Annotated in this window: 10 protein-coding genes and 4 pseudogenes; 3 read left to right on the forward strand and 11 right to left on the reverse strand. The window is 63.6% G+C overall.

What is annotated here, in order from left to right; genetic code table 11:
• Positions 1-78: 78 nt before the first annotated feature.
• Positions 79-471 (reverse strand): annotated as a pseudogene (locus AC1D2F_RS20665) (1-aminocyclopropane-1-carboxylate deaminase); the annotation flags it as partial.
• Between the two features lie 378 nt (positions 472-849).
• Here AC1D2F_RS20665 and AC1D2F_RS20670 point away from each other — a divergent pair.
• Both AC1D2F_RS20670 and AC1D2F_RS20675 read left to right on the forward strand, forming a co-directional pair.
• The gene (locus tag AC1D2F_RS20670) at positions 850-1,107 is read left to right on the forward strand and encodes a hypothetical protein (RefSeq protein ID WP_476967604.1); all 258 of its coding nucleotides are present in this window, start codon (positions 850-852) and stop codon (positions 1,105-1,107) included.
• A 155-nt stretch (positions 1,108-1,262) separates the two neighbouring features.
• Entirely contained in the window at positions 1,263-1,826 is a 564-nt protein-coding gene (locus tag AC1D2F_RS20675; RefSeq protein WP_229992320.1) for a YceI family protein, read from the forward strand.
• A gap of 306 nt (positions 1,827-2,132) precedes the next feature.
• Here AC1D2F_RS20675 and AC1D2F_RS20680 read toward each other — a convergent pair whose 3' ends face one another.
• The 8 genes and pseudogenes from AC1D2F_RS20680 to AC1D2F_RS20715 all read right to left on the reverse strand — a co-directional run bounded on the left by AC1D2F_RS20680 (position 2,133) and on the right by AC1D2F_RS20715 (position 12,557).
• Positions 2,133-2,573, reverse strand: a complete 441-nt coding sequence (locus AC1D2F_RS20680) for a CBS domain-containing protein (protein WP_229992321.1) — start codon at positions 2,571-2,573, stop codon at positions 2,133-2,135.
• A 483-nt stretch (positions 2,574-3,056) separates the two neighbouring features.
• Positions 3,057-3,745, reverse strand: a pseudogene (locus tag AC1D2F_RS20685) (SDR family NAD(P)-dependent oxidoreductase).
• Positions 3,746-4,218: 473 nt separating this feature from the next.
• A pseudogene (locus AC1D2F_RS20690) lies at positions 4,219-5,318 on the reverse strand (transposase); the annotation flags it as partial.
• 579 nt (positions 5,319-5,897) lie between these two features.
• Positions 5,898-7,151 carry a hypothetical protein gene (locus AC1D2F_RS20695; protein WP_229992322.1) on the reverse strand — a complete coding sequence of 418 codons (1,254 nt, stop codon included), beginning with the start codon at positions 7,149-7,151 and terminating at the stop codon, positions 5,898-5,900.
• 3 nt (positions 7,152-7,154) lie between these two features.
• Positions 7,155-8,741 carry a COG1361 family protein gene (locus AC1D2F_RS20700; protein ID WP_364742583.1) on the reverse strand — a complete coding sequence of 529 codons (1,587 nt, stop codon included), beginning with the start codon at positions 8,739-8,741 and terminating at the stop codon, positions 7,155-7,157.
• Positions 8,742-9,162: 421 nt separating this feature from the next.
• A pseudogene (locus AC1D2F_RS20705) lies at positions 9,163-9,383 on the reverse strand (integrase core domain-containing protein); the annotation flags it as partial.
• 259 nt (positions 9,384-9,642) lie between these two features.
• Entirely contained in the window at positions 9,643-10,662 is a 1,020-nt protein-coding gene (locus AC1D2F_RS20710; protein ID WP_229992324.1) for a CHAD domain-containing protein, read from the reverse strand.
• A complete protein-coding gene (locus AC1D2F_RS20715) occupies positions 10,662-12,557 on the reverse strand; it encodes an ABC transporter ATP-binding protein (RefSeq protein WP_476967605.1) in 1,896 nt (631 codons plus the stop codon). Before AC1D2F_RS20715 ends, AC1D2F_RS20710 begins: the two co-directional genes overlap by 1 nt.
• Positions 12,558-12,764: 207 nt before the next feature.
• Between AC1D2F_RS20715 and AC1D2F_RS20720 the strand changes: the two genes are divergently transcribed.
• Positions 12,765-13,076 carry an MmcQ/YjbR family DNA-binding protein gene (locus AC1D2F_RS20720; protein ID WP_229992326.1) on the forward strand — a complete coding sequence of 104 codons (312 nt, stop codon included), beginning with the start codon at positions 12,765-12,767 and terminating at the stop codon, positions 13,074-13,076.
• 274 nt (positions 13,077-13,350) lie between these two features.
• Here the strand turns inward: AC1D2F_RS20720 and AC1D2F_RS20725 are convergent, their stop codons facing one another.
• Both AC1D2F_RS20725 and mhpA read right to left on the reverse strand, forming a co-directional pair.
• Positions 13,351-13,977 carry a malonic semialdehyde reductase gene (locus AC1D2F_RS20725; RefSeq protein WP_476967606.1) on the reverse strand — a complete coding sequence of 209 codons (627 nt, stop codon included), beginning with the start codon at positions 13,975-13,977 and terminating at the stop codon, positions 13,351-13,353.
• 132 nt (positions 13,978-14,109) lie between these two features.
• On the reverse strand, positions 14,110-15,651 hold the full coding sequence (gene mhpA, locus AC1D2F_RS20730; protein WP_476967607.1) for a bifunctional 3-(3-hydroxy-phenyl)propionate/3-hydroxycinnamic acid hydroxylase MhpA: 1,542 nt from the start codon (positions 15,649-15,651) through the stop codon (positions 14,110-14,112).
• Between the last annotated feature and the right edge of the window lie 40 nt (positions 15,652-15,691).

Consider the following 15,691-nt stretch of genomic DNA (forward strand, 5'->3'; position numbering starts at 1 on the left):
CGCCGGGGTGGGCCGATATCCGGTGGCTCAACGGGCGGCGGGACCCGTCGCCGGGGACCCGCCGCCGTCGGACTGCCGTCAGCTGCCGGCCGGGGCACCGGCGCAGGGAGGCCATTGCCCTGGTCCGGACCGGAAGAGCCCGCTGTAGGCGTTGGGGGCGATCTGGCCGGACAGATGGGCATAGAGGACATTGCGACCGGCCGGAATCTCCCGGCTTGTCACGAGGTCGATCAGCCCGGCGAGGGACTTTCCGTCGTAGACCGGGTCGGTGATCATGGCCTCGAGCGAGGCGCCAAGGCGGATGACTTCCAGAGTGGAATCGACTCCGTACAGGTCTCCGGCCCAACCCTCCATGACGTTGATTTCGTCATCACGGAGCTCCCGGCCCAGGCCGATCAGCTCGGCGGTGTTCCGGGCGATGCGGTCAACCTGGTCTGGGCCTGTATAGAAAAGAGTCGTGGCGGCGCCGACGTGAGCGGCAATCGCGCCGCCTCAGCGAGATCGGAAGAGCCGCCGAATCATTCCAAGCGTGGCCGTCCCAGTTCCTAGGAAGCGGAACCCATGATAGTCCCTCGAAATGTGGCGACTCACGCCGTGATTTTCGTTCCACAACTATCCTCCCTGCGACGTCCCACAGGAATCGTGCGGAATAGATACCGGTGCAGTTTTGCCCCAGCCCTAATAAGAGAAGGCGCTCAGGGTCACTTTGGCTCGGTTTTCGACGTTCACCATCGTCACAGGGTGGGGCCAGTTTCAACTGTTCTTCCGGGCCGGAATTACTTGGCGCAACCACCACGACCGGAATCAGTCAGGGCACCAGCGGACTGTCKCCAGGGTTACCTTAGATCCATGGGGCACCTGAGAGGTCCTTTATATCTGGACATCGYGGCGAAGGGCCTGTCTCTGGCGGGTGTTGCGCTGATGATCTTCGGTCGGGAGGGCTGGTTCACCGTCGGTGTTTTCGTCGTGGTTATCGGCGTGCTGATCGGGGCGTGGGCCATGGTTGCCGTCCGTGGGGTGCGGTCACCTGGAGGGCCCTCCCGCCCGGCACCTTTCGGCGCATGGAACCGGAGGGACGCCGGTGCGGAAAAGGACGACGATTCCTGAACGGCGAGGATTCGCCCGACCCGGAGCTCAGCCTGATGAGTTTCCGGAGACCTCGCGTCGCGGAAGTTAATGTCCCAGGGTGCCGGTCTGATACTGTTGCTACACCTTTCCGTAGCACAGTCCCTGTGCCGGCACGCCTGCACAGGAGGCATTCCATGGCTGAAATCTTGACGGACTTTTCGGGTGAGTGGCGCTTTGACCCCACCCACACCCGCATCGGTTTCTCTACGCGCCACGCAATGGTGACCAAAGTGCGCGGGGCGTTCAACGACGTTGAGGGCGCCATCCACGTCAATGCCGAAAACCCTGAGCAGTCGTCGGCACGGATGACCATCAAGGTGGCCAGCATCGACACTCGCAATGCGGACCGCGACCAGCACCTGCGTACTAACGAATTCTTTGACGCACCGCAGTTTCCGGAGATCACGTTCTCCAGCAACCGGGTGGACCAGGTCGACGACGGCCACTTCATCGTTGGCGGTGACGTCACCATCCGCGGGGTCACCAAGGACATCGCCATCCCGCTGGACTTCATCGGCGTCGAACGTGACCCCATGGGTAACCTCCGGGCGGGCTTTGAAGGCTCACGCCGGATTGACCGGCAGGACTTCGGTCTCACATGGAATGCGGCTCTTGACTCCGGCGGGGTCCTTATCTCGGACAAGATCACCCTTGAATTCGAAATCTCCGCCGTGAAAGTCGAAGACCCGGCGGCCTGACACCCACCGCGCCGGTATCGCCGGACGCCAGTTCCAAGCAGCCGGCTGCACCGTGCTCGGTGTCCGGCCCGATGCGCGGATGGTCTCTATTTCTCTGGTGTGTCATCAGGCAGCGGCATCGAGGGCGATGAGCGGCCGGGCGTGAGTCGCCGGAAGCGAAGCGCCGGGCGCCGTCGGTGAAGGCCTCCGCGGGGCTGGGCGCGGCGGGGAGCGATGGTGAGGCTGCCTCGGACAAGGCCATGCGGGCACAAAATCGCGCCACGGAGTGTACTCCGTGGCGCTTGTTTGCTAATGAATTGCTTGACTTTATGAACTGCTCGACTGCATATGTTTGCGTTCCGAAATGTGCTCCACCAGTTCGCCCACACGCTCCTCCGAGTAGTTGCGCGCGATGTCACCCTGGCTGATGATGCCGACCAACTTGTGGTCAGCAATGACCGGGAGCCGCCGGACCTGGTACTTCTCCATCATTTCGATGGCGGCGTCAACGTTCGCATCGGCGTCAATCCAGTGGGGCGCACCGGTGGCGAGGTCGCGGGCCATCATCTCGCGTGGATCACGGCCCACGGCAACGCACTTGAGCACGATGTCCCGGTCAGTGATCATGCCCTTCAACTTGCCGTCATCACCGCAGATCGGCAACGATCCGCAGTCCAGATCCAGCATCATCCGTGCGGCATCTACGAGGGACTGGTTCTCCTTAATACACTGTGCATCCGTACTCATGAATTCACGTACGGCACTCATTGGTCCTCCTTCATCGATTGAGGTATCGACGCAGAGTCACCGGGCACATGCGCCGATGCTGCTAGCCTACGCCCGGGCCAGCGCCGATGTCGACGGCGGTTCCTCCCCTATTTGGGAGCTTCCGTTAACCATCAGGGAGTCGGGCAGTTCTTCGGTTTTTTCGGGCGCCGGGGCAGGGTCAGATGGGCTGCGCGGCGGGCCATTGCCGCATTGAACCGTTCGGGTCAGCGGCGGGTGCAATACAGGAGCGAAAGCGATAGCTCAGGTCCGTGTTTCCAGGATAGTGCGGTCGTGACGGGGCTGGATACCCCGGCTGCATGTTTCGAATGATCGGCCGGAACAGAAGGCGTGACGGCTGTGTCTGCGTGGTCTGCTGGATGAACAGACCGTTGTCTGGCCGGGTGCCCGAGGCTCGTGACATGGCTGTCTGCGGAGAGGCTCACCTTCGTTCTTGCATCACAGCCGACTGGGCGCCTGAAATCCTTACACGCGGATCACGGCCAGCGAACCTGGATCGATGGCAATCATTCCGCCGTCCACCGGTATCACGGCTGCGTTGGCATACGAGGCTTGGTCAGAGAGCAGCCACGCCACCACGTTTCCGGTTTCGAGCGCCTCTGCTGGCCGTCGGGTAGGCACGAATGATGTGGCCACGGAGTAAGCGTGTTGACGTTTCAGCTCGAGTTCTGCGCCGAATTCATCCATTTCCTGGTCTGCCATTTCGGTGCGGGTCCACCCCGGGCAGACGGCGTTCGCTCGGACCCCAAGTGGGCCGTAGTCCACGGCAATCGACTGCATCGGCATTGTTAGCGCCGCCTTTGAGGCGTTATACCCGGGGATACCTGCGGTTGCCCTGAGCGCCGCGGCTGAGGCGACTCCCACAATGGCGCCGCCAGCCGCTATGAGGTGCGGCACGATTGCCTTGGCCAGAAGGAAGGGACCCGTCAGTTGGTACGGATCGTTGCGTCCGAGTCTTCGTTCGCCGACTCACCGACTGCCCCGGGGCTGACAATGCCCGCATTCAGCACGAGACCGTTGATCGATCCGAATCGCTCAACGGTAGTTGCAACAAGTTCGCGTACACCGTTCTCCGATGCAGCGTCGGCAACGAATGGGACGGCGCCGGCGGATCGGGCGACCCTCTCAAGGGTTTCGAGTCGACGGCCACAAATGGCAACGTCCCACCCTTGGCACCGGGATGAGGCAAAACAATCATGTTAGCGCCAGCAACGGAATTGGAATTCATGGCGACTTTAATTGAGGGCTGGAGAAATCATGGCTGAAGTCCGCGTACACACGCATCTATCCGCCGGGCGTTGGCACGATCTGGAGGTATTTACGATCAAAGCTCCAAACACGGTTGCGGAATTTGAGGTTCCGGCCGGCGTTCAGATCAAGCTCCGGTATGGGGCGGGGCCGCTAGGATACGACCGGCAGCAGCAGACGACTGACGGGAGGAACGTAAAACGCTTAGTCGTTGGCGGACTAATGGTCCGTGCTCGGATGCAAGCCAGGACTCCACAAGCCATCCAGCTCTCGTACAAGAGGATCACCAAATAGTGCTAACTGCAGCATACGGGCCGCTTATCCAGGACCACGAAAAGCTGCTCGGGACTGCCCCGGCTTTTGTTGGCTCGGGGTCTTAGGCCGCTCTGAGCGCGGTCCGGTTGATTGTTTCATATTCGATTGGTGTGAGTTTTCCCAGCCGTCTTTGCCGTCGCCGGCGGTGGTAGGTCCGTTCGATCCAGGTCGTGATGGCTAAAAGGAGTTCCTGCCTGGTGGTCCACCGCTGCCTATCCAGGACGTTCTTCTGCAGCAGGGAGAAGAACGATTCCATCGCGGCGTTGTCCGCGCACGCGCCGACCCTGCCCATCGAGCCTGTGAGCCCGTGGTGTCGGAGCGATTCAACGAAGCGGCGAGACCTGAACTGGAAGCCGCGGTCCGAGTGCACCACGGTCCCCGCCGGGCGGCGTGTCCGCACCGCGTTCTCCAGCGCGGCGACGGCCAGCGAAGACTTCATCCGCGAGTCCATCGAGTAGCCAACGATCCTTCCGGAATAGACGTCCTTCACCGCGCAGAGGTAGAGCTTGCCCTCGGCGGTGGAGTGTTCGGTGATGTCGGTCAGCCACAGCTCGTTCGGCGCAGCGGCGGTGAAGTCCCGCTCCACCAGGTCGTCGTGGACCGGTGGGCCCGGTTTCCGGTTCAGTCCGCGCTTCTTGGAAAATACAGACCAAATGCCGTGGTCCCTGCACAAGCGCTGAACCCTGTTCTCACCGGCCATGATGCCCTTCTCGGGGAGTTCGTCGGCGATGAACCGGTACCCGAACGCAGAATCGTCGGCATGGATGTCCAGGGCGGCGTTTACCAGGTGTGCGTCGACCCAGTCGCGTTCCGTGACCGGGCTGGCTCTCCACCGGTAATAGCCTTGCTTGCTGAATCCCGACACCCTGCAGTCCACCGCCACGGGAACACCGTCGGCGGCAAGATCCGTGACCAGCGGCTAGATCATTTTGGGTTGACGTCCCGTGCCAGATACGCAGCAGCGCGGAGCTTTTCCATCCGCCGGGTGGAGACCCCGAGCAGGTAGCAGGTCGCGACCACGGTGGTCAGGGCGACCTCGGCCCGGCGGCGGCGTTCCAGCAGCCAGTCCGGGAAGCACTATCCCTGCCGGAGCTAGGGGATGGCGACGTCCAGGGTGCCGGTGCGGGTGTCGAAGCCCCGGTGCCGGTACCCGTTGCGGGAGTTGCTGCGGGCCTCGCAACGTCAAGAACTCGGTGGTGAAGAAACTCTTGCCATTCACATGATCCCCTCATGCCGGCAGGAACCCCGGCAGACGGCTTACCCACCGCATGCCTCGCAGCTTCACCGGACACCGCCGGTCCTCCTCGATGTCCCATTCGGAGTCGCTGAAGCGGCGGACGTTCCCGGCGGGAATCCATGTCCAGTGCGCGAGGTGCTCGTCGTCCGGCCATGACACGAGGATGTGCGAAAGGTTCCACCGCTCGCCGAGGCGTAGACGCCCACTGTGCAGGTCGTGCCCGGGAAGAGCAGCATCCGACGAGACATTCAGGGCCTCCGGGCGGTGGCTTCAAATGGCATGATCGTCAGATCTGGGCGTCGAGCCGAAGCCCTCGGGAGCTGCCCGCGCGGGATTCGGTGGCGGTCTGTCCGCTCCTACTCGTCCCCACATGCCGATCGGCTCTCAAACTGCGGGAGTTGGCCAACCGGTGGCTGACGCTGCCCGGCTACTTGGGCGCGAACGTCGGTAGAAGGTGATCACGCACTGGCTACCCTAATCGACCAAGTTGACCGATGGATCGAGGCTTAGCTAGGCTCACCGGTGGTTTGAGGTCCGGTCGGGGCGTTCCGGAGATGGATCGGCCCGTGACCGGCTAGGTCTTTGCGTATCAAGTTGATGCCGTTGACGAGGTGCGAATCATCGATGGCTGCCGGTGCGAAATACGTCGAGTAAACAGACTCTCCACCGTACGCCCAGCCGAGGACAGCGCCTGCCCGCGTATACAGCTGCTGTGCGTGGGCAGGCTCTTTAGCAGGTTGTGGGCCGGCTAGTTCGGCCAGGTTGAGCAACTGTGCGATGTGGAGCGCGGACAACACTGTGTTGTGGTGATAGCAGGTTAGTCCATCACTTTCTTTGGGCGTAGTGCTGCGTTTCGGCGACCATGACGCCTGCGTGTTCTGTCCTGCAAGGCGGATCGTCTCGGCAAACTTGCCGTGCTTATTAGCGATGATGAGAGTATTTCCAGGAGGCTGCCCCGGATAGCACATCTGCCTCAACAGAGCCGTCGCTTCCTCAGTTGAAGTTGTTCCCGTGGCTCCTGAAATGGTTGTCACTGTAGTCAGCTCGAGGCCGCGCACAGGGCTACTACTCGGACTGCCGAGAACGTCTTTCTCTAGTTGCTGCACCTCGTGAAGGAGAATCATATCGATCGTTCGGATTTTGTCGTCGGATGCTTTGAACACCGCGAGTTGAGTTAATTGCTGTTGGAGGGATGCCGCGGCTTCGAGCGTCAAATCCCCTTCAAACGTCGCGGTGACCGCGATGCCGACTCCGGATGGGTAGAGGTAGCGCTCACAGGTCACGATGACATTCAGGCGATTTGTTGTCGGCACGAACCCCCTAGACCGCAACAGTGGTACCTGCTTGATCCACCCCGAGTACGCCTGGGCCGTCGAATACCCAGAGCCGAGCAGAGCCGCCCAGTACTTGTGCCCCGTCTCGTAGGAGCCCCACGGCTTCAGCCATTCTGCTCCCGTCGTGGGTGCCGCCATGAAGGCGGTCGTGTAGGAGGTCAGACTGCTAAGTGACGGCTTACCGAGTCCATCAATGACAACCTCCCGAAGCGCAGATGTCAGCAGCCAGCTGATATGAAAACGAGTGATACTAGCCATGACATCTGCCCCTATTGCTATCCTTGCGGCCACTTGATATAAACGAATTGACTGAATAACTATCTTTGAGTAGATAGAATTTACTTTTAAGTAAATTGGGCCGCCCGATGGCGGGCCGTGGCCGGGTGCTCGCACCCGGCCCTTCATTTTTACCTTCGACTCGATCACCCATTACGACTCCGTGCTGACAATCCTGCCGTGACCGAAGTCCGTCAGGTCAGTCAGTTTGACCTTAGTAACAGTCGCGACATCCTTGGTTGGCTGGTATTCGGGGGAGCTGAAGTCCGGGCCCGTCACGAGTTCGTAGAGCTCTCGATTCTTTCCTTCCGTGAGGAGAGCATCGAACCTTGCTGCATTCTCGCCTTCTTTTGAAGGCTTTGACACGATCCGGGGGCATACTAAGGCTGTAGTCGGGCCGAAGCGGAGCACAAACACCCTGCCTGTGTTCTGGTTCGTGTAGTTCGCGTTAGCTACCTGATCCAGCTTGTCCTTGGTCTTAGCCTTGCCCTTGAAGCGCGTGATTTTGCGGAGGACTGTTCGGGCACTGTCATTCGGCTGAAAACGATTTCGGCGGATTACCCATCGGACTGCTATCGCGACCGCCCAGACTGCTGCCCCGGTTGCGATGCCTAGTACACAGATCCGGACGATATCGACGAATCCGTAGACAGCGCTGTAGTTCCGGCCGAAAATCTCCGTATAAAGAAAAGGAAACGGCATCGCGAAAAGAACACCGAGGATCGCCAAGGCCACCGTGCCGGTTATCGTCTGCGGCGGCGTGATCTCGATAGGCAACTCGCGGGGATACACACGCCACCACAGGAACCAGACGACGAGCACGAACAGCAGACCAGGAACGACGAAGAGCGCGGGCGCGATCGCCGCGCCGAAGGCGCCGGTCAACGCGTCCTCCCCAAACACGCTCAGGGAAATCTTGTGACTGTCCGTGGCGAATCCGGCGTTCTGGCCGACCGAGTCCTCGTAGTTTATTGATAGAACGACTAGGGCACTTCCAGGCTGAACGCCGTTCGGCGCGCTTACGTGTAGGTGCACGGTGGCGCCGTCTCCGGGGGCGAGGGTGTCCGGCAGATCCAGCGTAAGGGAACCTGTGGGGGCGTCAGCAGGGCGCGAGGCCTTAGTCAATTCGACTTTGAGAAAGGTCGGGAAAGTGAGCGTTGCCCCTGTGATGCGCTGCGTCAGAGCGCTAGTGTTCTGGACGCCGAAATAGAGGTCTGCGGCTTGGGTATCGACCATCGCCGTGTCGCCAGATTGGGAGATCGTGAGCGCATTCGACGCCAGCGCCGGAATCGTCCCGGGCAAGACCTTCAGCGTAGCCAGGATTGACCCCGCCGAGTCCACTCCGGTGTAACCGATCGTCGTGACCACTGTGACGGACGACAACAGCCGGGCGGGGAGAGTGACGATTGCTGGCACAGTCAGCGAGCCGCCCGCCGGAATCGACACGGGTGTCTCGTCAAGGGTTATGACGAGTGGACTAACTGCGCCGCTTTCCTGCCTGATCTTCGGGTTGACCACCACAGGGGCGCTCGTGGGGTTCTGGATGCGGAGCCCTGTCGCACGCGTCTCGCCAGGAAGCATCGCAAGTTCGTCAGGCGTGTACGCCGCCGCAACGGCCATCGACTCCGCTGCCGCCGATGTGGCCACGGGCCCGAAGCCGGAGAGGAGAATGGACGCAGCGAGGGCGCTGATGCCAATCACTCGGGCGATCCGGAGCCAAAATGCCCGATCAGCGCTCATTTACTTCGCTTCCTCCCCATCCGGCCTACCGGGCGTGATTCTAAAAAGTGCGACCTGTCGTTGCGGCAGCGGGAGCAACTTGGGTAGTCCGAGCGAAGCGAACCGCTGCGTGTTGGTCTCCTACCTGTGACCCTCGATGAGATGCGAGATGTCGGAGCGCTGCACACTCCACACCCTCGCCGCGACCCGTTGGACGCATGATCCCAACAAGCCCGACTTGCGCAAGGCTAAACTTCAGTAGTGCCATTGRGGCAGTGTGACATTGAGCCGAACACACGTCTAGGTCTCATTGTTTCGTTCTCAGCCCGGTCAGCGTGAATGGTCGGACCCCAATTAGCAGTCCAGCGTCTACGCGATAGCTAATTTGGCCTGTTTCGGTCCATGTTTCCTAGAAGCGTTTCGGCCTCATGCCGTCCAGCTACTCGTGGGGCCATTCATGACTGTAGATAGATTTCCATTCCTCGGCCAAATAGTTGGCTCCGGCCATGGTGTGGATGATTTCACCAGAAAGTTGTTCCCTTCTGGACTGGGCGTTGAAGGATTCGATGAAGGCGTTCTGTCGGGTGATCTCGGGTCGATGAAGGCGGTGTCGACTCCAGCGGTGTCGCACCAGTCGATCAGCGCGGCGGCGGTGAATTTCGGCTAGAAGGCCCACAACGGGGTGAGCTGGGCCCCGACGGGGTGAAGGATCACCCGAAGTCCTTCGCGAAGCGGTCCCGTCTCGTTCGGCGACGACTTCTGAGCCACGGACAGTGCGCCCCGGTTCCGGCCGCGTCGCGGGGTCAGGCCCGCGACGCGGCCGGAGCTGTCTGGCCTTGGTGGTCGGTTGAGACCGAGCCGACGCTCGGCTGCGGCGGCCCCTCGACCGCCGGTAACGCTCGAGTTGGCAGCTGTGGTGCGTTCAGATCCCGCTCCCGGTCCGCGCGGCTGACGTCCCCGGGTCGTACTGGAGGGAGGCGGCGTTGGGCAGCCAGGCCGCCTCGTCGTAGAGGCTGCTTAACCGGCGCGGAAGCTTCTCCAGGACACGGTCGGTGCGGACCTGCTCCAGGGCGTCCACCAGGTAGTACGTGCCGGTCGGATGACCTTTGGCCGACGCGGCGGAACCGAGCCCTTGCACCACTGGGCGGGTCACGACCGCGTCCTGGTAGTCGCCGAGCAGGTCCTGGAGCTTCTTGGCCTGCCGGCCCAGCCGCCGGGCGGGTTTGCCGACGACGGGGGTGGCGACGTGGATCACGTAGCGGAGTTGCTTGTCGGCCTTGCGGGCGTCGTGCAGCGCCTCATCCCGCTCTGTCCCCGCCGGCAGCGCCTGGGCGGCCACGAGGTGACGGTCGAGCGTGCGCAGCGCCTTGGCGATGCTCTTTGGCAGCTCCTCCGCCGCGGGCCGCGCCGCGCGCTCGGTGAAGGGCGGGTCGGCCGGCGGCCAGTCCAGCACCTGACGGAGCGCGGCGTAGCGATCGCTGTCGAGCGTGGCATGGGTGGTCTGGCTGCTACTGACGGCGAGCTGGTCCAGCTGGGTCCGGGCGTGGTCGAACACCGGGCCAACGATCAACTCCGACGGCAGGGCGTCGTGCTGTCGTTTCAGCTCGATGAGTGTCCTCTGGGTGTCGTTCTCCTCGCCGAGCTGGCGGCCCAGCCACGCCAGCTCGGCGCACACCGGTCGAGTGACCTGCCGATCGAGGATGCGGGAGAAGCCGCGAAGTGTGGAACGCAGCTGGCGGATCACGACGCGCATCTTGGTGACCCCCTTCGGGTCGCCGTCGCGCACCTTGCGCTCGGCCTCCCGAAGTGCCCTGGTCTGGGCGAGGAGGGCATGCAGCACCACCTCGCCGGCCGTGGGCGGGGACGCAGTCGCCGTCTGGTTCTTCGATGGCTTGGTGCGGTGGGTGGACGGCTCTCGGGTGTTCGTCGCGGTGATGGTCATTAGAGGGCTCCGATGGTTGTGAGGTGGGTGCGGTCGGCGGAAGGGTCTGCCGGAGCGGTCTCGGGCAGCTCGGTGTCCAGAACGCCACCCCGGCGCAGGTACACGGTGCGGGTGGCCAGCGCAGTGACCGCGGGCCGATGCGTCGTCGCGATGATCGTGCGACCTTTGACGAGCCGGCCCAGCGCCTGGACAACGAGTTCCTCGGCGTGAACGTCCAGGCCGGTGGTGGGTTCGTCGAGGAGCACTACGGGGGCGTCGACGAGCAGTGCGCGGGCGATGCCGACGCGCTGGCGCTGCCCGCCGGACAGCCCGGTCCCGCCGGTACCGACGGTGGTGTCGAGCCCGTCGGGGAGGTCATCGGCGAACTCGCTGACCAGGGCCGCCTCTGCGGCGGCAGCCACCTCGGCGTCCGTGGCGTCGGGGCGGCCGTAACGGATGTTGTCGATCAGTGTGCCGGAGAACAGGAAGGTGTCCTGCAGGACCATGGCCACCTGCTGGTGCAGCCAGCGCTCCGGGAGGTCGGGGACCGAGTGCCCGTCGAGCAGGACCTGGCCGGAGGTGGGACGGTAGAGGCCGCCGATCACGGACAGGAGGGTCGACTTGCCGGCGCCGTTGTCACCGAGCAGGGCGATCCGCTCGCCCGGGGTGACGGTCAGGTCGACGTCAGTGAAGACCGGGCCGCGGCCGGTGCCGTAGTCCAGCACGACCTTGCGCAGCTCGATGCGGCCGTCGACGCGGGCCGGCAGCGGCTCCTCGGTGCCCTGGTGGTCGGTGGGCTGGTCGAGGATGTCGGCGATCCGTTGGGCGGAGGCGGCGCCCTGGGTGAAGCTAGGTGCCAGCTTGGCCAGGGACTTCATCGGCGAGAGCATGGTCTTGAGGTAGCTGGTGACGACCACCAGCACCCCGACCTGCCACCAGCCCTTCAGCGCTCCGTAACCGCCGACGAACAACACCAGCGCGGTGCCCACGGAGGCGACCAACTGCAGGGTGGGGGAGAACTTGGCGCTGACCTTGACCGAGCGCAGCGAGAGGCCGAGCACGTTGTCGTTCTGCGTGGCGAACCGCTGGTCCTGCACCCGCTGGCTGCCGAACGCGTGCACGGTGCGGATGCCCATCAGGGACTCGGTGACGAGCCCGGTCAGGTCGCCGGTGGCGGCGCGCTTGCGACGGGCGTACTGCCGGGTCAGGCCGGCGAAGTGGTTGGCGGTCAGGAATACCAGCGGGGCGACGACGAGCCCGATCAGCCCGAGGCGCCAGTCCACCGCGACCATCACGGCGGCGGTACCGGCCAGGGTGAGCACGGACGGGACGAGGTCGGTGCCCACATCCCGCAGGGTCGATTCCACCGTTGACGTGTCGGAGACGACCCGGCTGGTCAGCTCGCCGACGTTCTGCCGGTCGTGGAAGGCCATCGGCAGCCGCTGGGTGTAGGCGAACACATCCGCGCGGATGCGCGAGGTGATCCGCTGGCCGGACCCGTTCATGTACATGTCGCCCAGGTAGGAGAACATCCCCGCGGCAGCGGTGATCGCCACCACCGCGCTCGCCGCGACCAGCAGCATCGCCATCGACGAACCGCCGAACCACCCGGCGACGGCGTGCAGGATCCCGCTCTTGCCCTGGCCGTTACCTTGGCCCTTGTCCTGGAGCAGGTCGTTGATGACCAGCGCCAGCGGCCAGGGGGCGGCAAGATTGGCGGCCATTTGCCCGCCGTTCATCAGCACGCCCAGGGCCAGCGACTTTCGCTCGGGCCGGCCGTATTCCTTGAACCGCCACAGCTCGCGCAGAGTGCTGAGATCCCAGCGCGAACGCCCACCGGCGCCGTGTCTTTGCGGTTTGACGGCGTCGATGTCTTCCGGGCTGGATGGCAGGTCGTCCGTGGAGTGGACGGTCATGGGTTGCTCCTCTGTACAGGGCGGTATTGGCAACGGCGCCGACGATGCGGGATGCACCGCGGAAACATACGTTGTATGGAAGCTTAACCATACAACGTATGGAAGGTAGGCCGCAATACTGACCGCCTGTGGTCGAAGCAATTTTTGGAAGTCTCCCTAGGGAGGGCAGGCGTTGCCTGGTCAGGGGCTCCGGTGCCACAGTGAACCATGGCCACAGAGGAAGATGTCCGCCAGATCTGCCGTGGACTGCCGGGGGTTAGCGAGCGGCCCAGCTGGGGCCAGCCGGCATGGTTCGGAAAAACCCTGATGGCACGTATCTGGGAAGACGGCGTCCTCACCGTGAAAACCGAGGAACGGGAAGCACTCGCAGGGACCGGCCCCGACACCTACTTCTGGACGCCCCACCACGAGCGGTCCCCGAAACTGGTGCTGGTCCGCTTGGATAGGATCGACGTCGAGGAACTGGACGAGCTGCTGCAGGAGTCGTATCGCTTGGCTGGCGGGGGAGCCGCCAGGTAAGCGCTGGGCCGTCGGTGCCGGGCATTTCCAGGTCAAGTCCCGCCTTCAAGGCGGCAATGCGGTTGCTGACGGCGCCCCAGCCCGAGATGGCGGCTTCGCGCAAGCCCCATTCTGTTCGCAGGACGTCTGTGAGGAGCCACCGGTTTAAGGCGAGAGGCACACGTCCTGCGGCAAAGCACGTGCTCCCCGAGGGGGCCCATGCACCACAAAAGGCAGGGTTTTCTTCTTCGCTGCGTCGAAGGAGAAAACCCTGCCGGTTGTGGATTGTGGTTAGTTAGATGGTTCGTACGGCGATGTCGGCGGCGAGGCGGGGCAGGCGTGGGAACCAGGCGTCCTCGCCWGGTTCCCCGACGTTGACCACCATGAACGCCCGGTGTGTGGTGCCGGCGTTGAAGTCAGCGTCGACGCCGGCGGCGTCGAATCCACCCATGGGGCCTGCATGGAGCCCGACTGCACGTACCGCCATGATGAAAATCCCGGATTGGAGCCAGGCGTTGTTCTTGCCGATTTCGGCGCGTTTGATTCTGTCGCCGTCGAACATTGCTTTGCGTTCGGGGGCGGGCGGGAAGAACGTTGGGAAGTGTTCGTGCCAGTCGCTGTCATAGGACAGCACCGCGACTGCGGGGGCGGTGCGGGTCTTCTCCTGGTTACCGTCGGCCAGGTGCGAGGCAAGGCGTTCGCGGGCTTCGGGTGACTGGACCCAGGTGATGCGCAGCGGCTGGTTGTTCATCATCGTGGGGCTCATCTTCGTCAGCTCGTAGATCGCGGCCAATGTGTCGGCTGAGACCGGTTTGGAGGAGAAGCTATTGGCGGTCCGCGCTTCGAGGAAGAGCCGTTGAGTGCTGTCGGAGTCGATGGCGAGACTGTCGTGGATCGTGGCGTAGGTTGTCGTGGGGTTCATGGTGTTCCTTTTGTGTTCGGGTATGGGAGCGGTTGATCCCGCGGGGTGTGACGGCCACTTCTGCTGCGCCTCACCTTGGCCGGTCCGGTAGTGCGGTCATGCCCGAGGACGTTATGGGGAGCCGATGCGCTTTCATCGCTCTGTCCGCTCGGTCTTCGCGGCCGCGGAGTGAAAGGACGGCAGGCGGGCGAGGCTCCCGGCGACGGAGTCGGAAGTGAACATCACGGCACGATCCGGGCGGACAACGGCAGCAGCGATCCGATGTCGGACGAGCCACTGCTGGAGCTCAGATCCGGGGTCCGGGACGACGGGCGCCGCGCCCCTGAGCAGGATCCGTTCGCGCTCTTCGGGAGTGATCGCGAGAGCTAGCAGCGCGAATCCGTCTCCGGCGACGTCATCGAATCGCTTGCCGTCCGGGATGACCGAAGTGCGGGCGTTGGGGCATAGACGTCCGACGGCGGAGGTGCGGGCGAGTGCCGAGAGCCGGGAGCCGAGGGGTATAGCTGTCCATGACTGTGCGGGAAGGCCCGCCACGAGGTGTAGGCCCGGTGCGAAAAACCTCCGCAGGGCCGTACCGGCGCGACCACCCGCGGTCATGGTGAGGCCGAACAGCTTTGCGACGGTGATAGTTCTTCTCGCGTGCCGCTTGCGCTCGGTCTGGTAGCTGGCCAGCGTGCTTGCGGGGAGCTCGCCGGCAAGAACACCGGCGAGCTTCCAGGCCAGGTTCATCGCATCTCGGAGTCCCGCCCCCATGCCCTGGCCTATGAAGGGAGGACTCAGGTGAGCGGCGTCGCCGAGGAGGAAGACCCGGCGGTCGCGCCACTTATTGGCGACCTGGGCGCGGAAGGTGTAGTCGGCGACCCGGATCACGCGCAGATCGTCCACCGGGACGTCGCCGGTCCAGGGCCGGATCAGCGGATGGAGCGTATCCATCGTCGCGAAGTCGGCGGCAGTCTCGTCAGGCAGCAGCCGGAACTCCCAGCGATAGCGGAGCTCTCCGACGCGCATGTAGGTACCGGCGCGGGGGGAGTCGCACAGCTGGTGGATGCCTTCCCACTGGTTCAGTTGCGCCGAAGTGTCGACGTCGACAACCAGCCAGCGCTGTTCGAAGCCCAGATCCTCCATCTCCGCGCCGATGGCCCCCCTCACCATGCTGCTGGCGCCGTCGCAGCCGAGGACATGGCTGGCACGGACCGACTCGCGTGCCCCTGTGGCACGATCCGTGAAGTCCACCTGGACTGCCGCGTTGCCTTGGGTCACACGGAGAACCTCGACATTTCCGCGCAGGGTCACCGTAGGCATGATCCGGAGGTTGTTGCGCATGAGCTGCTCGAGGTCCGGCTGGTCAAACATGTTCGCTTGGGGATAGCCGTGGGCGCCGCCATCGGCCGGTCGCTGGAACTCCGCGAGCACCCGGTGGTTGGGTGCGAGCAAACGTAGCCCGTGTGCAGGTCGGCTGAGCCCAGCGAATTGCGTCCCCACGCCCAGACGGTGGAGGATGCGATAGACCTCGTCGTCGAGATGTACCGCCCGTGGTAGCGGGTAGACGCCCTCCCAGCGGTCCAGGACGAGGCACTCGACGCCGTACTGGCCGAGTAGGGTGGCGACAGCCAGCCCGGAAGGGCCAGCGCCGACCACGACCACCGGCGCCACGCCCTCGTTGTGGGCGCTCATACTATTGCCGCCGTAAAACATTCAACCAGCGCTATCGTGA

Source organism: Arthrobacter sp. P1_B3, from assembly GCF_056406615.1.